This window comes from Flavobacteriales bacterium (genome assembly GCA_026129465.1).
Lineage (GTDB): Bacteria > Bacteroidota > Bacteroidia > Flavobacteriales_F > PHOS-HE28 > PHOS-HE28.
On sequence record JAHCIA010000001.1, the window covers coordinates 3,753,341 to 3,773,846 of the forward strand.

The following is a 20,506-nucleotide window of genomic DNA, read 5'->3' on the forward strand; positions in this document are numbered from 1 at the left end:
CGATCAACCACCGCAGGATAAGCAGGAGTGCGATGGACGATCGCAGGCAAATGATCTTGGAAGCGACGTAGACGATCAACACCTCCCGCACATGCGCCTGCCATCCCTCCTTCCGATCATGCTCTCCGTCGCCACGCTCCATGCCCAGGACCGTCCCGATCCGCGCGCTTTGATCACCTTGGTGCAGGGTGATCTGGTGAAGGCGGGTTTCACGGAGCAGGACCTGGCCGATGTGGTGGTGACAGACCATTATACAACGGCGCACACCGGGGTGCAGCACACCTGGCTGCGCCAACGTTGGCAGGGCATCGAGGTGTGGAACGGTGAGATCGCCGTGCACCGCATGGCCGACGGTTCCCTGCTGAAGCTGAACGTGGGCGCTTTTCCACGGATCACCGGCAGGGTGAACTCCATCAGCCCCGCGATCGGTGCGGACGCTGCACTGGCACAGGCGCTCGGCAAGGAGGGCCTGCCCATGCCGCGGTTGCTGAGCACTGAGCCCGGGCACAAGCGTGTGTATGATGGCGCGGACTTCGGCGAAATGCCGGTGACCGTCCAGTTGGCACTATGGCCGGTGGATACCCTGCTGCGCCTGGTCTGGTCAGTGGATTTCCTGATGCCCAGCGGTGAGCACTGGTGGGACCTGAAGATCGATGCCCTTACCGGGCAGGAACTCGATCGGGTGGACCGGGTGATCCATTGCAGCTTCGGCGAGGGGCGGACGCATGCCCATGGTTCATGCCCCGCGCACATGCATGAGGTTCCCGAAGAGAACGCCGCATTCATGTCCGCTCCCAACACTTATCGGGTCTTCGCACCGCCACTGGTAAGTCCGAGCGAGGGTCCGCGCTCCGTCGTGACCTCACCTTGGCTGGATGGCGGCATCGCTTCGCCGTTCGGCTGGCACGACACCAATGGTGCCCCTGGTGCGGAGTACACCATCACCCGAGGCAACAATGTGCATGCCTATGAGGATATCGATGGCGCGAATGCCACCCCGGGCTTCAGTCCGGATGGAGGCCCGACTTTGGAGTTCGACTTCCCGATGAACCTGGCGGGGCACCCGCACAACTATCAAAGCGCGGCCATCACCAACCTGTTCTTCTGGTGCAACTACATGCACGATGTGCTGTACGCCTATGGATTCGATGAGGGGAGCGGGAATTTCCAACAGAACAACTATGGCCGCGGAGGCATGGAGGGGGATCTCATCCGGGCCGAAGCAATGGACGGGAGTGGAATGAACAACGCCAATATCCAAGTACCATCGGATGGTTTGCCGCCGCGCATGCAGATGTTCCTATGGAACTACGCCAGTCCGGTCCGCACCAGCGACCTGGAGAATGGCGTGATCGGCCATGAGTATGCACATGGCCTGAGTCAGCGGCTGGTGGGTGGCCCGGGTAGCGTGACCTGCCTGGGCAATAACGAACAGATGGGCGAAGGGTGGAGCGATTACATCGGTCTGATGATGACCATGAAAGCATCGGACACCCGGAGCATGCCGCGTGGGGTGGGCAACTATTTGAGGGGCCAGCCACCTGGACCGGGTGGCATCCGTCCTGCACCTTACAGTACCGACTTCGCGGTGAACAACTACACCTATGCATTGACGAACCTGTACGGTGGACTATCGGCGCCGCACGGCATTGGCTTCGTGTGGTGCACCATGCTGTGGGAGATGACCTGGGATTTGATCGACCTCTACGGTTTCTCCCCCGACCTGTACAATGGCAATGGGGGCAACAACCGGGCACTGCGCCTGGTGATCGATGGCATGAAGCTCACACCTTGCAAGCCGGGCTTCGTGGACGCGCGTGATGCGATCCTGGCCGCCGACATGGCCGCCTATGGGGGGGCACACCAGGACCTGATCCGAGCCGCCTTCGCGCGCCGAGGGCTGGGATACTTCGCATCACAAGGCTCCAGCTCTTCGCGCGACGATCAAGTGGAGTCTTTCGAGACCGGCCCCTTGAACAACAATCTGGCGCTGGAGGCCATAGTGGCCCCGGCGAACAGCGTGACCCGATCCTGCGGACCATGGGTGGCGAAGCTGCGGGTGCGCAACACGGGTCTGCTGCCTCAAAGTGGATTCACAGTGCGTTACCAGGTGGACGATGGGCCGGTGTTCAGCCAGGTGGTGGGGCAGACCCTGACGCACCTCGGCACCGTGGATGTGGAGTACCCCATGTCCCCGATCGAACTGGTCGAACCAGGTGGGTATGTGATACGCGCCTGGGTGGAAAGTGCCGGTGATGAACTGCCAGCGGATGATGAACGGATCAAGGTGATAGAGCTTCGGACAGGGAGGCCGGTGCCCCATTACTTTTCTTGGGACTATTACTCGGCTGATAGGTGGCTTCCCATCGAGAGCGGCAGTCCTTGGTTTGTTGATAACGAGCCACATGGATGGACATGTTCCTCCCAGAAGGTCTTCCGGAGGACCCACACTCTGCCGGGAACTGATGGATACCAAAGTCCGCTCATTGGCGTACCTGACAATGAGGTCGCTTCATTCCAATACCGCAGGGCCTATGTCCCCTGGTTGTCCGATCCCAACAGTGTGCACAGCTTGCGCATCACCATTTCCGAGGATTGCGGCCAGACCTGGGACGTGATCCAGGAACTGGAAGCACCGGCCATGGCCACCGCACCACCGAATGCCTCCCGCAGCCTGACCTCTTGCGCTCAGTGGGTGAATGAGAGTGTTTCGCTGCAGGCATATGCGGGAAAGACGGTCCGTCTGCGGTTCGAGGCGACCACCGGAGCTGTACCGGGGGGCAGGACGTTCATCGACGATCTGCGCGTACTAACTCCACCACCGGCTGTGGAGGTGGCCGTCAACGAGATCCTCTCCCCGGGTGGATCCCAGATGTTCTATTGCAGCACCACCTCGCAGCCCGTTTCCATGCGGATGTATAGCGGTGGCTTTCAACCGGCCACCGGGTTCCAGGTGGGATATCAAGTGAATGGTGGTCCATGGGTGATGGAGACCTTCGTGGGCACGATGATGCCAGGGACCCAGGGCGTCCATGTGTTCGCCACACCGGCCCAGTTCCCGGGTCCTGGTTTCAATACGATCGAGGTCAAGGCCTTCATCACCGACCAGAACCCCGCCAACAATTCGCTGAACCGTGTCTTCGACCTGGTGGCGGTGAACACCTTCGACACGCCGCCCTGGCCCGAACCGGCGTTCCTTGTGACCAGTGAGGATGGCGTTGTTGCTCCGATCGAATGGAACCTGCAGAACTTCGATGAGGACCGCACTTGGGAGAACGTGCAGGTGAACACCGGTCACAACTGTTCCACTTCACGCGCCCTGCGGGTTGACCACTTTGGCTACAACGCCTTCGGGAACGAGGATCGGCTGGTGAGCCCCATCTACCGCCTGAATGCGAACCACCGGGCCACCCTGCGTTTTGCCCATGCCTATGCGCCCCATACCGATCCGGCACGCGCCGATGGTTTTCGGGTGGATGTGAGCGCCGACTGCGGTTCCAATTGGACCACCGTGTTCTTCCAGGAGGGTGCGGAGTTGGGCACCACCTTCGCCACCAATGTCCCATGGGAACCCACCAATTGTGCGTCCTGGCGGAACACCATGCTCTCCTTGGAGGCATTCGACGGCCAGGAGATCATGTTGCGCTTCGTGGCCATCAATGGTGGGGGCAACCGCTTCTTCCTGGATGACATGCGCTTGGACCAATTGCCTTACGTGAATGCCCAACTGCAGGAGATCCTGAACCCACCACCGGGCAATGTGGTCGAATGCGACGGCTCCGGGTTGCCGGTGGCTGTCGTGGTGGGCAATGGTGGTGCCATGCCGTTGGGGGATATTCCGGTGCGCTACCGCGTGGACAATGGTCCTTGGGTCAATGGTGTGGCGCAGGGTCCACACGCACCGTCCTCGGCCGTGGGCTACATCTTCTCCACGCCGCTACTGGGGCTGTCTCCCGGGCAGCATACCGTGCGGGTGGAGGTGCTCTATCCAGGGGACCAACGCCCGGTGGATGATATTGGCGAGGTCACCTTCGACCTGCAGGTCAACCAGATACTGCCTACGCCTTTCTTCGAGGGCTTGGCTTCCGGCGTGGCGGTACCACCGGGATGGGAACTGGGCAACCAGGACCAGGGCAGTACCTGGTACGCGGCCTCCCTGCCGACCGGTTCGCCCGGTACAGGCTGCCTTTCCACCTGGGCCTGGGGCAGAGACCACTACAACGACCAAGGCTTCGGCTTCGATCACATCATTACACCCTTCATCGACCTCTCCTCCCTGCACGGTACCCGATTGAAGTTCGACCACGCCTATGCGAAGCATGTGGCGGGGGGCAACTTGGATGGTCTGCGGATAGAGATCCGGAACAGTTGCCAGGCGGGCTGGACCACGGTTTTCGTGCGCACCGGCAGCGCCCTGATCACCGCGCCGAACTACAGTGGAGCAAGTTGGCAACCCGCCACCTGTGAGCAATGGGAGCACCACAACATCTCCCTCAGTGCTTATGACGGACAGACGATCCAGCTCCGGATCTCCTCACAGAACAACTATGGTGGCCAGCTCTATGTGGACAACCTGCGCCTGATGAACGAGGAAGTGCTGGTGAGTGTGAAGCTCTTTCTGGAAGGCCCTTACAACAGCGGCACCCAGACCATGTTCGACGACCTGCGCGCAGGGGGGCTGGTGCCACTCATAGAGCCTTATTCGGCCCTGGGTTTCCAGCGGGTGGCCGATCCAGGCGCCACCTCGGTGCTGCCCGGCTTCCTGGGCAATGCGGGCAACAACTCCGTGGTGGATTGGGTGATGGTGGAACTGCGCAAGCTGAACGCGCCTTCACAGGTGGTGGCCACGCGCTGCGTGCTGGTGCAACGCGACGGGGACCTGATGCGCCCGGACAACGCAAGCACCACGTTGCGACTTCCTGGCGACCCCGGCAACTACCACATCGCCGTGCGGCACCGCAATCATTTGGGCGCCATGACGCAACAGCCGGTCTTTCTGAGTTCGGGCAATTCGGTGATGGTGGACTTCACCACGCTCTCGTTGCCGGTGTTCGGCACGGAGCCCATGCGGACGGTGGGCCCGCGGCGGGTGCTCTGGTCGGGAAACGTCACCAATGATGGGTCACTGAAATACACGGGGTTGAACAACGACCGCGATCCCATCCTGCAGGCCATTGGCGGCACCGTGCCCAGCAACACCTTCAACGGCTACCACCGGGCGGATGTGAACATGGACGGCCAGGTGAAATACACTGGTGTGGCCAATGACCGCGACCCCATCCTGCAGAACGTGGGTGGCAGTGTGCCCTCCAATACCCGTACGGAGCAGTTGCCGTAGCGCCCCGCTCAGCTCTTCATGTTCTCGAACTGCAACGGCAGTTCGAAGTCCTTCTCACGGCACAGGGCCATCACGGCCTGCAGGTCGTCGATCTTCTTGCCTGTCACGCGGATCAAGTCGTCCATGATCTGGGGCTGCACCTTCAGGCCGCTGTCCTTGATGGCCTTCACGATCTTCTTGGCGGTCTCCCGCTCGATGCCCTGCTTCACCTTGACGATGCGGTAGAGCGTTTTGCCGCTGGGCACGGGCTCTTCGCTCAGGTCGTAGCTGCGTACGTCCACCTTCTGCTTGCCACTGCGCTCCAACAGGATGTCCAGCACAGCATCCAGTTTCAGGTGGTCCTCGGTGCTGATCCGGATGGTCAACGCCTTCTTGTCCAGTTCGATGGTGCTGTTGGTGCCGCGCAGGTCGTAGCGGGTATCTATCTCGCGCTTCACCACGTTGATGGCGTTGTCCAGCATCTGGAGGTCCACCTTGGAAAGGATGTCGACGGAAGGCATGGCAGGTAGGCGTTGGAGGCCAAAGATGGCCAATGCTGTTTGAAGGACGGGTCGAATGGCTGGGCCCCGAATGACGAGCGCGGCCCCGGGGGCCGCGCTCGCACGAAAGAGGATGAACAGGGCTTACTTGGTCACCACCACACGGAAGGTGCTGTACTTGCCGCTGTCGAAGTTCATCTGGAAGATGTACATGCCGTTGGTCATGCCGTTCACGTTCACCAGCAGGGTCTCGTCGCCGCCCACGCTCACGCGCTGCTCGCCCACCTTGTTGCCGGCCAGATCGAAGATCTGCAGGTTGGCCGCGCCGGTCTGGCCGGCCAGCGGGATGCGGATCCACTCGGTGGCGGGGTTGGGGAAGGGGGTCAGCTCCAGCTTGTCGCTTTCGGCGATGCCCACCACAGGCGTCATCTTGATGCCTACGGAGCTGTGGTCCAGATCGGTGAAGGAGATCCACTCGCCGTCATTGTAAGCGATGTAGATGGGCTCATCGTCCTGGGCCTGCATGTCCACATAGTTCAGCACCTCGCCCGCGCCGATGAACACATCCGTGGCGGGGGTGAAGGAGCAGAACAGGTAGCGCTGGTTGTCCTCCATGCCGAAGGGCGTGGTGAAGGGTATGTACACCACCTGACTGCCGAGGTTCTCGGTGTAGAAGTAGTCGGCCACATCCACTTGGAAGATCTGGTCGACGGTGGCGTCGCTCCAGCCGCTCCAGTTGCCGTTCCACTCATAGATGCGCGCCTCCAGCAGGTCGCCTTCCACACTGGCACCACCGGCCTTGGAGGACGAGGTGTAGATACCTTCCACCTTGTACTGGCTGGCCTGTGGGTGGCGGAAGTAGGTGCAGAGCCCGAAGTTCGGGGCGTTCAGCACGGCACGGATGTGCGTGTCGGGCAGGGGAACCTTGTCCACCGGGTGGATGCGCGAGTAGGCCGCCAACTCCTCGGCGAGGAAATTGAAGCTGAAGCTGTTGTCGCTGGGGAAGTCATCCGGGTTGGCCGACTGGATGGTGTAGGTGGCCTCATACAGACCCTGGTAGCTGGCCTGGGTGAAGTCGGGCAGCGAGAAAAAGGCGCTCTCGTTGAAGCCCAGTGCGGCAGGGGCCGAGGTCTGGTCGTACACGGTGTTGGCACCATTGGTGATCACACACTTCAACGTGATGCCACTCTGGGGCTGGGACCCGAAGTTGCGGATCGTGGCGCCCATGGTGGTGGTGAGGCCCTGCGAGAAGGGTCCCGGGCGGGCGCTGTAGCGGGTGATGCGCGAAGCATCCGATGACATGGACAGATTGTAGTCATACACCCCCAGCACACTGCCGATGAGCAGTTGCACATTGCCGGCGAGGATCTCGTCGTAGAGCAGCGCACCGCTCTCGCCACCGATCATCACCACGGGGATCGTCACGTCGCCACCGCTGGCGCCGGCACCCATGGCGATCACGCCGGGCGCGTTGTTGATGATCACCACGGCGATGGCACCGGCGTTCTGGGCATTCAGGGCCTTGATGCCGAACTCACAAGCGCCGCGGTATACCATGGCGATCTTGCCGGCGATCTCCGCACCGTTCACCAGGGCATTGCAGCCCAAGCTGTCGCCTGCGGTACCATCGTTCACAAAGGCGGCCATGCCGATCACCTGGTTGGCGGGATCGTTCAGGTCGGGCGTCTGGCCCCAGGCAGGCCAGGTGAATTCCAACGCACCCTCCAGGGCGGGCGGTTGCAACACGTAAGTGGTCACCTGCGCATGGGCGATCAAGGCGCCAATGGCAAGCACAGAAGCGAGTAAGGACTTCTTCATGGGTATGGGGTTTGGGGTTTCGTTCAATGAGCTTGTGATCCATGGTCATCCATAGCTCAGGGATGACGTCACAATGTTAACGCTTGGTCACCATGTTTTCAAAGATCCGTTCGAACACAATGTCGCACCCTTGATCCCGCCAACCATGTGGGATCGAGGTTCTCGGCGAAGCTTGTTCGCATTCCGTCGCTCAAGAACATGCTACCGTCGATCCAACGGGGACCAGATGCTCATGTTCCTGAGGCGCATCGTCACCGCTGGTCAGGGCCTCATCTTCACGATGCGGGCACTGGCCTGGCGACCGTCCACGACCAAGCGGGCCAGCAGAACGCCCGGCGACAAGTGCCCCAGGTCCAGGGTCACCCGGTTCATGCCTGGATGCAGCGCATGACCCATTTCCGCCACCACCCGGCCCTGGCTGTCGTGCACCGCGATATCCGCCCGGGTATGGCGCCGCGCCACAATGCCCAATTCCACCTGTTCGGTGAAAGGGTTGGGGAAGGCCATGAGTTCTTCGCCCGGCCGGCGGAAGTAGGCGGTGATCTTGCCTGGCAGGGTGGGGTCGTACCGCAGGAAGGCACCTTCCGACAGGTCCTCATCCACCGCATCATGCTGCCAGTGGTCGAATACGAAACCGGGCGCCGCCTCGGCCCACAGGTCGATCGGATTGTCGCTGAAGTAGACACCCTCGAACGGCATCTCAGGCGCAATGGTGTTGATGCGCACTTCACCGGCGCCGGGCGGAAAGACCTCCCAGCGGAGCGCGGTGGTGGAAGGCAGTTCGAAACGGTCCAGCACATGGTCGCGCACATAGTCCTGCCGCGTCCGGGCGAACAGGGGCAGGATGCCTTCGGCGTGCTGTCTCCAAAGGTTGATGTCCACGTCCCACCGTAGGAAATGGTGCGGCATGTCAGGCCCGATGGTGGCGCGGATACCCGCCATGGTCTCCTGCATGGAACCCGGGGAGAAGGTGGTGTTCATCAGGTCGGCCAGCCGGTTGATGAAGGTGCGCCGGAATTCGTGGTTGGCCAGCAGGGCCCGGAAGATCTCGCTGTGGGTCCAGCCTTCGCGGTGTTCCAGCACCCACCAGAACATGTCCACCTCCATGGGGATCCACTCCGCCAGGTACATGGTGGCATCCAGGTCGTGCAACAGATAGCGCCACTTGCCCTCCACCGCCGAGGGCTTCCAGTAGCGCACGTTGTTGGCCGGCCAGTCCACATTGCCGGCGAAGATCTCCGTGGCGAAGTAGTCCTTGTAGCTGGGAATGTCGAGTTGTTCTTCCAGAGCGGCCCAGTGCACCGGGTCGTTCAGGTCGTGCTGCAGTATGAACTCCTTCAATTGGAGGAAGGGCATGGTATCCCCGATGATCGGCGTGTTCTCGTCCTCCATCATCAAGATACGATCGCGGTCCACATCGTAGTGTTGGGCCAGGTAGTGCGCGCTCAAGCGTTCGCGCAGGTTCATCACGCCCCAGTAGGCACCATTGACGAAGACCTGCACGGGGCGGTAGGCGATCGCGTCGATGTCCAGCTTGTCGCGCATGACCTGCCGATGCCAGTAAGCGTCCCGGAAATGCGCCCTGGAAAAATCGTTGCTGGCGTTGCGCAACACCAGGTGTTTGTAGTCCATGTTGGCGCCGCGCTCCGGAAAGAAGGGGTTTCGCAGACGCGCGTCGCCATAGCGCCCTCTGGCGGTGAGGCGGAAGGGTCGCTGTGGCTTGGTGCGGGCCTGCGTGCCGCCGTGCATGCGCAGATCCACCTTCTGCGACAGCCCCAGGTGGCCGTTCTCGTCGAAGAACTCCACATGCACGGGGATGTGCCGGTTGCTCCAGAAGTTGGCGCCCCAGTAGGGGAACTCGGGGTCGGCGAAAGGGCCGGTGTCGTAGATCCCCAAGGTGTCGTGGAACAGGCTGTCCGGGTGGGTGGTGATGGATAAGGTGGGCAGTCGTCTGTGGGCGTTGACCAGGTAGGTGCCCGTGAAGACCTCACTGGGCACAAGTCCGGGGGCGATGGCGATGGCCTTCACCACGGTGTTGCTTTCCAGCGAGATGGCCGAATGGTACAGGGAAGACCCTGTATTCGGGTCCGTGTTGTCCAAGGTGTAGTGGATGGCATGGCCTTGTTCGGCCATCAACACCATGGTTTCGCCTGGTTGCCGAAAACCGGGCAGCGGATCCGGCCAGGGCATCGCAGCATATCCCGCATAGGCCGTGGTGGTATTGGGGCCGCCCGGGGTGGGGTCCATGAAGATGGCCGTACCCTGTTCATGGCGGCCGAAGGAATGATCGGCCCGAAGCGTGGGAACGTCCAGGCTGGATACGCTTACCAGCGAGGCATCGGACAGGAAGACCGATTCGCCTTCACCAGAGATGCCAAAAGGGAAGTACATCGGCCCGTCGGCAGGTTCGCCTTGCATGAAGACCACGTATTCCCCGGGACCAAGCTCCAGGGCTGGCAATGGCCACATTCCCGGCTGCATGATCCTGTCGCTCAGGTGGTATTGGCCAAGGTCAACCGCTGTGCCGCCCGCATTGAACAACTCGATCCAGTCCGGATGGCGTCCAGCCGCATCCTCCAGCACAGTGCTGTTCCGGGAACAGACCTCATTGATCACCAGCTGTGCCTGGGCGCTGTGGAGACAGAGCAACCACAATGGGGCGGTCCACCACGAAGGGCGCCCGGTACGGGGCGGGGACCCGATCCATGTTCCTGGCTCGATCATGTCGCCGATCATGGGGCTTGATGGACCCATTCCCCTGTGTCCCAAGGGCTGGGGCGGGAAGGTACGGAGGGGGCCGCGCGGTGGCCCCGGGCACGGTCAGCCGTCCAAGCTTCCCTTGCTGTCAGCCTGTCGCGGATGAACGACCGGCATGGATCATGCGTTCTCGGACCATGATGAAGCGAGATACGATAGTTGAGCGGACACTGCTGATCGACGCGGGACCTGCGACGATCTGGAAAGCGTTGACCGATCCCCAGGTCACCAAATTGTACTTGGAAGGCTGGCAGGCCAGGAGCACATGGAAGGTCGGTGCGCCCCTGTTGTGGTTCGAGAACGTGGAGGGAACGGAACATCTGCGCGCCCAAGGCACCGTGATGGCCATGATCCCGGGACGGCGCTTGCGCTACACGCGGCTGCTGACCGACGGCAAACTGCCGGATGTGCCTGCGAGCTACACCACGGTGGATATCGTGCTGGATGAGGAACGCGACGGACGTACACGCGTGCAGCTCTGGCATGGCGACTTCGCCGGTTTGCCCCACGATGTGCGCAGGGCGCGGGCGGCGGGGCGGGTCTGGGTGGAATCGCTGGTGGGCCTGAAGCGGGTGACCGAGGAGATGCAGACGCAAAAAGCGGCCTGATGCGGTCGCGGGCGTGGCGGGGTAGCGTGGCGATCAGTGCCTGAACCGCACGAACAAGCGTCCGAAATTGTCACGGTCCTTGTCGACCCGGTGATAGCGCCGCTTCACTTCCGGCAGCTGCAGGAAGCGCAACACCTTCTTCTTCAATTGGCCACTCCCCTTGCCGGGGATGATCTCCAGCAGGTCGATCCCGCGCTCCTCACAATGGTCCATGGCTTCCCGCAAGGCCCGATCCAGCTCGTGGCCGCTGTTGTAGATCTCGTGCAGGTCCAGCTTGTGCTTGCTCATGGTTCAGGCGCGCACATCGGCCAGTTCCGCCGCGTTCCGGTCGAACACGCTCCTGGCGAACGGGCATAGTGGAATGATCTTCAGGCCATGGGCGCGGGCATATTCCACCGCCGCCATCACCAGTTTCCTGCCCACGCCCTGGCCTTCCGACCCCGGATAGCCCTCGGTATGGTCGATGATGATCTTGTCCGTGCCGGCCACGGAATAGGTCGTTTCCCCCAGTACCTGCTCGCCTTCCTTCATCAGGAATCGTCCTTTGGTGGGGCCGGTCTGGTGCTCGATGGTCATGTTGATGCGCGTTGCCAAAGGTCCTGGACGACCTCCAATTCGTACCTGGTCCGGATTTCCTCGCAAGCATCGCGCATGGTGGAGCGCGCGGCGGCCAATGCCGGCGTGTCAGGCGGTCCGGGAGCCTCCCAGTGCTGGCGGTCGGGCCATAGGGCGATGGCCACAAAGGTGCCGTCCTGGTCCCGGTGCAGGCGGCTGCCCAGGCTGCCGCGCGTGCGCTTGTAGTGCTCAGTGATGTGGGCCCAGCTCTGCTGGAACGCCTCCTCCTGGCCGCCCTTCACACGAAAGGTGTAGATGACGGTGAACATGCGATCGCTTGCGCTCACCCTGCGAAGTGGTTCTGGTACCACGCCTTCTCCCAGTGGTCGCATTCATCGGTGAGCAAATGTGTTCCGTCCAGCAGGTCGCGCAGCATCCTTAGCGAACGGTCGTCGCGTTGCGAGATCACCGGAATGCCTGCTCGGATCAATGCGGCGGCCGCCACGCCCGGACCACGTTGGTAGACCTTGGTCTCCAAGAAGCGCGAACCGAGGTAGGTCACCGTGCTGCCACACGCGCCACTCATATCCATCAGGATCGCCAGCTCCACGCCTTCGCGCAGGGCCAGGTCGCGCATGGCAAACGCTCCGCCGATCATGCCTTCCGTCCAGTCGGAACCATCCTCTGCACATGAGCGCGCCAGGCCATCGAGCACATCGAAGCCGTTGCCACCATGGCTGTCAGGCGTCATGCGCGGTGTGCCGAAGGAGTGGTCCTCAGGGCAGAACCGCACCAGCCGCACTTCGGGCCGCACCAGCCAATTGCGCAAAGACGCGTGGTCGCCGTTGGTGCCGCCGTCCACACCACAGTGGATGCCACCGAGGCAGGCGCTGAGCATCACCACCAAGGGCTTCTCCGTGGTGGGCCTGGGTCGCTGATAGAATGCGTCCGGTGGGAAGTGCGTGGGCCTTGGGACCATCTGCGCCACGATCGCTGTTCGGCCTGCTATTTCGCCGGCAGCGGACTGCCCACAGGAACGGCGCAGTCGTGGCCGGGCTCGCCATGCGGTGGATTGATGCCTGGCGATGTGCCTCCCGATCCGGATGAGGGCTGGATGGTGGTTTGCGGCATGGTGATCGTCTGCGAGCTGGGCATCTGGTCCACCGGCCCGGCCGCGGGCGTAGTGCCGGAAAGTGAAGCGCCCACCGGGATCTCGCAACGGTGACCGGGTTCGCCATGGGGCGGGTTGGGGTCGGAAACCGCACCGGTCGAAGCGGTGGGCCGGTTGGTCAGCGTCGGCGGCAGGGCGTTGATGGGCGCGGCGTTGCGGTTGGCCGCGCCAGTGTCGTTGGTCTCTGGTGTTTCCGAGCAGGCCGCTAGCAGGGCCACCAAGACAAGGCTGGAAAGAGGAATGCGTCGCATGGGAGCTGGTGTGTCTGAGGGTGTTGGCGTTGGGAGCGCATGAAGGTAGGCATCGGCATGTCCAATGGTCCCGGATACTGCGGAGGTAAGGGAGATCATCATTCCTCCAAGGGATACTCCAGCTATGCCGGGAGGGTACAGGCGGTCAAAGCTTCACCAGGTGCAGCTTCCCGATCGCCTCCACCTGCTTCGCATTCACCTCCGCCTTCTTCGTGAAGGTCTTCCACCTCTTCACGCCGGCTTTCACCTCATCGATGATCGCCTCCGCCTTCTTGATGTTCATGTCTTTCGCCACCGCCAGCAGATCGGCGCGCGTGATGTCCAGCCGCTTGCCGTTGATGCTCAACTGGTGCTGCTTCAACCACATGTTGCCGGGGTTGTAAGCGAAGGTCACGTCGTAGGCAGGGCTCAGGTGCCACTCGCCCTGCGGGTCCATCAAGAAGGAGATGTTCTTCGTGTGGTCGTCGTGGTTGCGGGCGATGGCGTTGAAGCACATCCGGCGGAACAGTTGCGCGGCGGCGGGGTAGGGCAGGCCCAGTTGGCGCATCACCCCGAAGGCCTGTTCGTAGCTGTAGGCCACGGGATCGTTGTAGTCCATGTGCGCGACGCCGCAGAGCGTGGCCATGTGCAGCTTGTGCAGGTTGCCCTTGGCGTCGCGTACGCGGTCGAAACGCTGCGTGAGGAAGTGTGCGCGACCGTGCTCCTCCAAGAGCCGGCAGGGCATCATCTCCACGCCGCACGCCACAGCCATCAAGTGGTAGGCGTACTCGATCCGGCCGAAGCCGAGCGGATCCCGTAGGGCATCGGCGGTCACCCCATCGAACTTGATCAGGCAGTAGGTGAAACCCTCCAGCCCTTCCACCTGCCCGCTTCGCACCTCGCCTGTCTTCGCGTTGTACGCCACGATCGCCTTCGCCCGCGCGCCACCGGCCGAGGTGCCCACGCGGATGATGTCCAGCAGCGCCTCCTCCTTGCCCTTCGACTTGCGCGTAGCGAATTGCTTGCGCGTGTCCAGCACCTGCCCGGCCATGTTCACCAGTTCCTCCACCTGTAGCGATTCGCCCGGTGCCTCCAGCTCGTGGTGCGCCGGCTCGAATTCCAGCGCGCCCATGCCGCGCACGCCGGTGTAGCACAGCCGCTCCACGGGGTTCGCCGTGCCCGGCTGACGGCCCTGCGTCATCAGCCAAGCGTTCATCAACTGATCGCCGAAGCGGTCGGGCAGACTGTCAGCCAACAGGCCCGGCAGCCCGCGGAAGGTTTCGTCGCGCAAATTGCCGAAGGCGAAGACATGCTCGCCACCGTTCGCCTCGCTCAACGGCATCATCAGGGGGGCTACCTCCAGCTTGCCGCGCGAGAACCGGCGGTCGTATTGGAACTCCGCGCGGTGCTCTTGCTCGTTCCACACCACCAGGCCCACGGGCTGGCCCCAGAGCTTCACCGTCGCGTGGGTTACCATGTGCTCTTGGGTTTGGGCGGCAGCACATCGGGCTTCTTGCGACCCGCGCGTTTGCGCTGCTGCTTCAGGTACTTCTCCTGCGCCTCCACCAGCATGTAGGGCGTGGGCTGCGGCTCCTGGTGGAAGGCATCCAGCAGCTCCAGGCGGTCCATGGCGCGCAGCACCTGCACAAGGGTTTGCAGCGTGGCGGCGCGACCGGCTTCCAGCTTCACCACGGTGGTGCGGTCCAGGCCCGCGCGCTGGGCCACCTCGGCCTGGCTCTGGTTGCGCTCCAGCCGCATGCGCCGCAGCTCCTTGCCCAGTTGCACCACGACAGAGGCATCCTTCAGGCCCTTCCAGTTGATGTTGCTTTCAGCCATCGTAAATGGTGTTTCAGTTCAATAACGAAGCTTTCACGCCACAAGTATACGCATTCCCCAACAACGCGTTACATCACAACGATGCCCCAGAGCATCATACTATGAACAAATGGCAAACAATGATGCGTTCGAGCAACTGGTAGAACGTGTCAGCCCGAGCGAAGTCGAGGGATGGGCGTTCCGGCTCGAAGACTCGCCGTCGGGCCATCCGCTCCAAGTCCTCGCCGTTGCTTCGTCGTTCCTCCTCGCAATGCGGCTCCGGGCTTTCCGCTGCTGTCCCTAACGCGAAATGCGGATCACAGGCATGAGCCACACTATTCGGGCACTATGCCCTTCCTCGGATTAAGTCTAGACCAGGCCGATACAAGAATGGTATCGAGTACACATCTGAATCTGATTTCCTCCACTTCGAAAGGAAGCCGACCGCAACCAATTTATCAACGGTGTTCTTCCAGTCCGATCCTAAGACTTCAACCAGTGCATCCTCATCATACTCGGTCTTGCCTCCAACAAATCGTTGGATGAACTCCCACAAGTGCGGAAACTCAGCCTGCAAATAGGTTACCCGCTTCTTCTTCGAGAGTTCCTCATACCCATAGACCAGGGATGCCGAGCTGAGGATGTAGTCGTTACTGCCATCAGTATCACCCATGCATAGGGTCTGCTCATGTTGAATAGCCCGCAGTACGAGATCCAGCACATCTCTAGGTGTCACTACGCCGCGGGCATCTTCACATCGGCTGAGAATCCACCGCAACGTGTTGCTTTGGTTCGACCCCTTGAAAACTGTCTTTGGGAATACCTTGTAAAAGCAATCGTGACGATAAGCGGCACTGGCCGCAATCTGTTCTCTATTAACATTCAGGAGCGAGGTGAGTGCATCGTTGGCGAACAAACGCTTGACCAGCAGCGTCAGCAATTGTTCTTCGGACCACTTCAGGGGATCTGCTTGCCGTACTGCGACGTGTGTCAGAGCAGTAAATCCATCCTCGGAGGTAACGAGATGCTCGAGCATGTCGTCTCGAAGGAAGATCTTGACACGAACTCGACTTGAAGAGAAGTATCGCATTGCCCTGAGCAAACCTCGAAGGGCTCTCTGTTCGACATCTGACCGTCTCGGGAATACTTCGTCCAGCCGATCGACCATTAGCCAGAGGGAAAGGTTGCATTTGGTCAGCACGGCTTCTAGAGCATCCTTTACTTCATGCGCGTACTTCGGTAGCTCCTTGTCCTCCGCAGATTCGGCTTGTCTGGTAACGGGCTGTCCAAAGAGGTCAACCTCAAACTCTCCTACATCTCCAGGAGGAGTGACCTTCAATTTTGGTCTCCACTGCCGTAACACGTTGAACGTCCAGTTGAGTACATCTCTTAAGGACTTACGCGCTTCAATCTCTGGAATTCGAGCACGCTCACACGCCTTGCGAAAGGCCTGAATCTCGCTTCCGGCCTCGCGGAGAAAATGCGTGTACTTCTCAGACTTGATGAAATGCTCGTGAGCTAGCGAGACCAAGTAGATTGACCAGAAGCTGACGAACTCGTCGTCTGTTAGCTTCTCAAACTGGTCAGTATATGCATGGAACACCGGGTCCCCAGGGGCCTGAACTCCATGGGCGACAACGACCTTGCGTTGTTCAAGTAAGTAGTTCGGAAGGAAGTCAACGAACATTCTGAAGAGAGCGCTCTTACCTGAACCTTTGGTGCCGGGTACAAGATCGACTCGATCATGCAGGATATCCGCAAAGGCTGACGTTTCAATGCGTGCCTCTTCAAGGAGATTGTCTGCCTCGGCAACAGATTGTCCAAGGTCAATCTGCTGAAGTGTAGCGGCAATCGCGCTCTTACTATAGCTCATCGCTTACGAAGTTCGTTGATGATCCCCTTCGCCGCCACCGGGATCTTCGTCCCCGGCCCGTACACATCAAAGCACCCGGCCTGCTTGAGGAATTCGTAGTCGTTCGGGGGGATCACACCGCCGGCCACCACGAGGATGTCGGGGCGCTTGTAGGTCTCGCGCAGTTCCTTGATCACTTCGGGCACCAGGGTCTTGTGACCACCGGCGAGGCTGCTGATGCCCAGCACATGCACGTCGTTCTCGATGGCCTGCTTCGCCACTTCCTGCGGCGTTTGGAACAGCGGGCCGATGTCCACGTCGAAGCCGATGTCGGCGAAGCTGGTGGCGATCACCTTGGCGCCGCGGTCGTGACCGTCCTGGCCCATCTTGGCCACGAGGATGCGCGGGCGGCGACCTTCCGCCTTGGCGAATTCATCGGCGAGGCGCATGGCCTCCTTCATCTCAGGGTCTTCCATGGCAACGGCTGAATAAACACCGCCGATGGCACGCGGCACGGCGTGGTAGCGGCCGAAGGCTTTTTCGAGGGCATCGGAGATCTCTCCCAAGGTGGCGCGGGCACGGGCTGCGGTTACTGCTATGTCGAGCAGGTTGCCAGTTGTCGGTTGTTGGTTGTCAGGCTGGGTGGTCGGTAGCTCGACAACTGACAACTGGGAACCGACAACCGCTGCCCTCGTCAACGCTTCCAACGCCTCCTTCACCTTCTTCTCATCCCTCGCCTCCTTCATCTTCTTCAGCCTCGCGATCTGCGACTCCCGCACCGCACTATTATCCACCTCCAGCAATTCCATCTTCGTCTCATCCTCCGTCACGAAGGCGTTCACGCCGATGATGCGGTCCTTGCCGGTGTCGATGCGGGCCTGACGCTTCGCGGCGGCCTCTTCGATCCGCATCTTCGGCAAACCGGTCTCGATGGCCTTGCTCATGCCGCCGAGCTCTTCCACTTCCTTGATGCGCGCCCAGGCCTTGTGCACCAGCTCGTGCGTGAGGCTTTCCACGTAGTAGCTGCCACCGAGCGGATCGATGAACTTGGTGATGCCGCTGTTCTTCTGCAGGTAGAGCTGCGTGTCGCGCGCGATCTTGGCGCTGAAGTCGGTGGGTAATGCGATCGCCTCGTCGAGCGAGTTGGTGTGCAGCGATTGCGTTCCACCGAGCACAGCGGCGAGCGCTTCCACCGTGGTGCGCGCGATGTTGTTGAACGGATCCTGGGCAGTGAGGCTCCAGCCGCTGGTCTGGCAGTGGGTACGCAGCGCGAGGCTCTTCGGGTTGGTGGCACCCACCTCCTTCAGCATCTTCGCCCAAAGCAGGCGTGCCGCGCGCATCTTGGCCACTTCCATGAAGAGGTCCATGCCGATGCCCCAGAAGAACGAGAGGCGCCCGGCGAACTCATCCACCTGCATGCCTGCTGCAATGCCCGTACGCACGTACTCGATGCCATCGGCCAGCGTGTAGGCGAGTTCCAGATCCGCGGGCGCACCCGCCTCGTGCATGTGGTAGCCGCTGATGCTGATGCTGTTGAACTTGGGCATCTTCTTCGCGCAATAGCTGAAGATGTCGCCCACGATGCGCATGCTGGGCCCCGGCGGATAGATGTAGGTATTGCGCACCATGAACTCCTTCAGGATGTCGTTCTGGATGGTGCCTTGCAACTGCTCGGGTGGAACACCTTGCTCTTCCGCCGCCACGATGAAGAAGGCCATGATGGGCAGCACGGCGCCGTTCATGGTCATGCTCACGCTCATCTTGTCCAGCGGGATGCTGTCGAAGAGGATCTTCATGTCCTCCACGCTGCTGATGGCCACGCCCGCCTTGCCCACATCGCCTTTCACCCGCGGGTGGTCGCTGTCGTAGCCCCTGTGCGTGGCAAGATCGAACGCGACGCTCAAGCCCATCTGCCCGGCGGCGAGGTTGCGGCGGTAGAAAGCATTACTCGCTTCGGCCGTGCTGAAACCAGCGTACTGCCGGATGGTCCACGGTCGGATGGCGTACATGCTGCCGTAAGGCCCGCGCAGGTAGGGTGGGATGCCGGCGGCGAAGTGCAGGTGCTCCATCCCGTCAAGGTCAACGCGGGTGTAGAAGGACTTGAGGGGGAGTTCTTCGCGATTGGGGAGTCCAGTTGTCAGTTGTTCGTTGTCCGTTGTCCGGCCGCCACTGACAACTGACAACCGAGAACCGACAACCAGTTCCTTGACCAGCACATCCGTCAGCTTCTCCACGGTGTACGACCCCCCGATGGGATCCGCCACTCTCCCCAGGAAACTCTCATCGCGCAGCAGGTTGTGGATGTTGCGGACGATGCGGCGTGCCAGTACCTCACCTTCGGGCAGATGCGGTGTGGGGATGGTGAGCCCATCGCAGCCGCCGGTGACCGCGCTGATGGCTTGCAGTGTGGCGCGGATCAGGTTCTCATGCGCCGACTTCGTCTCATCAGGGTAGAAGACGACGGCCTGGATCCATGTGGTGTGCGAGCAATCGTGCAGAGGCTTGAACGCGTCCACGACAGCAGCCCATGCCTCGCGGAAGGCGCGCAGCCGGGCGGCTTCCACGAAGAGGTCGTCGCCGAGGTGCAGGCGGAACTGCAGACGGGCGCAGGCATCATCGATCGCATAGCCTTGGGCCAGCAGATGGGAGAGGAGTGCGCGACCTTGTTGAAGCGCCTCGGTGGAGCTGCGTGCGGCCCCATCGCTGACACTGAAGAGCCGGATGCGCGGGTGGGGGACGACCTTGTCCTTCAGCGCACGGACATCCGCATCGTGCGGTAGACCGAGACACATGCTCACCTCGGCATCCGGTGTCCCCTGCTTGCGGTGAAGAGCGAGCAACTGGTCCAGTATCGCCGTATCGCCATCCAGTGACAGATCGATCGCGCCGACCCACACGTCTTGGAGTAGAACATCCAGGTCGGTGGGCTTGCCATAGAACTCGAGCGCGTCCGCACCGCCCATCATGGCTTCCAAGGCGAGCTTGTTCGCACGTGGTCCTGCCGCGTCAATGCCCACGGTGGCGCGCCAGGGATTGCCAGCCCGTTCCACCCCCCGGCGCCGCGAGCCCAAGGACCCGCCATCACTCGCCAAATGGAAGGGTGACGTCTCCACGCCATCCACATGCACGTTCAGGCTCGCGAGCTCCGCGCCCTTGAGTTCCTTCAGGATGACCGCCTCCCATTGTTCGCGTGTGGCGGGGGGGAAGGCGCCAAACAATTTCTCACCGCTCATCGCCGCGAAGTTCGGTGGTGGTCGACAACTTCACACGATTCCGGTTCACGCCCGGGAATTACCTTGCCTGCCCGATCTTCGCCCCCATGCGCATCACCAAGAACACCGTCGTCTCCTTCCACTACACCCTCAACGATGCCGACGGCAAGACACTGGACTCCAGTGCAGGCCGTGATGCATTCGCCTACATCCACGGCGGTGGCATGATCGTGCCGGGTCTGGAGGAGCAATTGGAAGGAAAACAAGCCGGGGATTCCCTGCAGGCCGTGGTGCCGCCCGAGAAGGGCTACGGCACCATCGATCCGCAACTGCTGCACAAGGTGCCGGAGGACCGTTTCGGTGGCCAGAAGGTGGAGGCGGGCATGCAGTTCCAGGCCGGTGAGCAGGGTGAGATGGGTGTCTTCACCGTAGTGGCCGTGGAGGATGGGCACGTGGTGCTCAACGGCAACCATCCATTGGCGGGCGTTACGCTCCATTTCAACGTGGACATCACCAACGTGCGTGAGGCCACCCAGGAGGAACTCGACCATGGCCATGTGCATGGCCCCGGGGGACATCATCATTGATCGGGTCCTGTCCATAAGTGGGTCACCGCTCATCCGAAGGGGACCTTTCAGTTCGCCGACAACGGTCAGGGATCGAGTGGTCCC

Annotated in this window: 15 protein-coding genes; 3 read left to right on the plus strand and 12 right to left on the minus strand. The window is 61.5% G+C overall.

Features of this window, described 5'->3' with window-relative positions:
• The first annotated feature begins 118 nt into the window (after positions 1-118).
• Positions 119-5,338 (plus strand): M36 family metallopeptidase, encoded by a 5,220-nt coding sequence (locus KIT10_15800; GenBank protein MCW5900721.1) that lies wholly within the window; start codon positions 119-121, stop codon positions 5,336-5,338.
• A gap of 8 nt (positions 5,339-5,346) precedes the next feature.
• On the opposite strand, the gene KIT10_15805 is transcribed toward KIT10_15800, so the two are convergent.
• From KIT10_15805 to KIT10_15815, 3 genes are all read right to left on the minus strand, one after another.
• Complete coding sequence (locus tag KIT10_15805; protein ID MCW5900722.1) at positions 5,347-5,838, minus strand: YajQ family cyclic di-GMP-binding protein; 492 nt, start codon at positions 5,836-5,838, stop codon at positions 5,347-5,349.
• A 123-nt stretch (positions 5,839-5,961) separates the two neighbouring features.
• Positions 5,962-7,635, minus strand: coding sequence for a T9SS type A sorting domain-containing protein (locus KIT10_15810; GenBank protein ID MCW5900723.1), 1,674 nt, complete (start codon positions 7,633-7,635; stop codon positions 5,962-5,964).
• 261 nt (positions 7,636-7,896) lie between these two features.
• On the minus strand, positions 7,897-10,284 hold the full coding sequence (locus KIT10_15815; GenBank protein MCW5900724.1) for a CotH kinase family protein: 2,388 nt from the start codon (positions 10,282-10,284) through the stop codon (positions 7,897-7,899).
• 245 nt (positions 10,285-10,529) lie between these two features.
• Here KIT10_15815 and KIT10_15820 point away from each other — a divergent pair, with 245 nt between their 5' ends.
• Complete coding sequence (locus KIT10_15820) at positions 10,530-11,000, plus strand: SRPBCC domain-containing protein (GenBank protein ID MCW5900725.1); 471 nt, start codon at positions 10,530-10,532, stop codon at positions 10,998-11,000.
• Positions 11,001-11,033: 33 nt separating this feature from the next.
• On the opposite strand, the gene KIT10_15825 is transcribed toward KIT10_15820, so the two are convergent.
• The 9 genes from KIT10_15825 to scpA all read right to left on the minus strand — a co-directional run bounded on the left by KIT10_15825 (position 11,034) and on the right by scpA (position 19,856).
• Positions 11,034-11,288: a Smr/MutS family protein gene (locus KIT10_15825; GenBank protein MCW5900726.1), complete on the minus strand. Its 255-nt coding sequence runs from the start codon at positions 11,286-11,288 to the stop codon at positions 11,034-11,036.
• A 3-nt stretch (positions 11,289-11,291) separates the two neighbouring features.
• Positions 11,292-11,576 (minus strand): N-acetyltransferase, encoded by a 285-nt coding sequence (locus tag KIT10_15830; GenBank protein ID MCW5900727.1) that lies wholly within the window; start codon positions 11,574-11,576, stop codon positions 11,292-11,294.
• Complete coding sequence (locus KIT10_15835) at positions 11,573-11,902, minus strand: antibiotic biosynthesis monooxygenase (protein ID MCW5900728.1); 330 nt, start codon at positions 11,900-11,902, stop codon at positions 11,573-11,575. The genes KIT10_15830 and KIT10_15835 overlap by 4 nt, the downstream gene beginning before the upstream one ends.
• The gene (locus KIT10_15840; GenBank protein MCW5900729.1) at positions 11,899-12,534 is read right to left on the minus strand and encodes a DUF523 domain-containing protein; all 636 of its coding nucleotides are present in this window, start codon (positions 12,532-12,534) and stop codon (positions 11,899-11,901) included. The genes KIT10_15835 and KIT10_15840 overlap by 4 nt, the downstream gene beginning before the upstream one ends.
• 26 nt (positions 12,535-12,560) lie before the next feature.
• Positions 12,561-12,947, minus strand: a complete 387-nt coding sequence (locus KIT10_15845; GenBank protein ID MCW5900730.1) for a hypothetical protein — start codon at positions 12,945-12,947, stop codon at positions 12,561-12,563.
• Between the two features lie 175 nt (positions 12,948-13,122).
• A complete protein-coding gene (locus KIT10_15850) occupies positions 13,123-14,433 on the minus strand; it encodes a type II toxin-antitoxin system HipA family toxin (GenBank protein MCW5900731.1) in 1,311 nt (436 codons plus the stop codon).
• Positions 14,427-14,792 carry a helix-turn-helix transcriptional regulator gene (locus KIT10_15855; protein MCW5900732.1) on the minus strand — a complete coding sequence of 122 codons (366 nt, stop codon included), beginning with the start codon at positions 14,790-14,792 and terminating at the stop codon, positions 14,427-14,429. The genes KIT10_15850 and KIT10_15855 overlap by 7 nt, the downstream gene beginning before the upstream one ends.
• Positions 14,793-15,117: 325 nt before the next feature.
• Positions 15,118-16,644 (minus strand): hypothetical protein, encoded by a 1,527-nt coding sequence (locus KIT10_15860; GenBank protein MCW5900733.1) that lies wholly within the window; start codon positions 16,642-16,644, stop codon positions 15,118-15,120.
• Positions 16,641-19,856 (minus strand): methylmalonyl-CoA mutase, encoded by a 3,216-nt coding sequence (gene scpA / locus KIT10_15865; protein MCW5900734.1) that lies wholly within the window; start codon positions 19,854-19,856, stop codon positions 16,641-16,643. The genes KIT10_15860 and scpA overlap by 4 nt, the downstream gene beginning before the upstream one ends.
• A gap of 86 nt (positions 19,857-19,942) precedes the next feature.
• On the opposite strand from scpA, the gene KIT10_15870 reads away from it, so the two are divergent.
• On the plus strand, positions 19,943-20,422 hold the full coding sequence (locus KIT10_15870) for a peptidylprolyl isomerase (GenBank protein MCW5900735.1): 480 nt from the start codon (positions 19,943-19,945) through the stop codon (positions 20,420-20,422).
• The last annotated feature ends 84 nt before the right edge of the window (positions 20,423-20,506 follow it).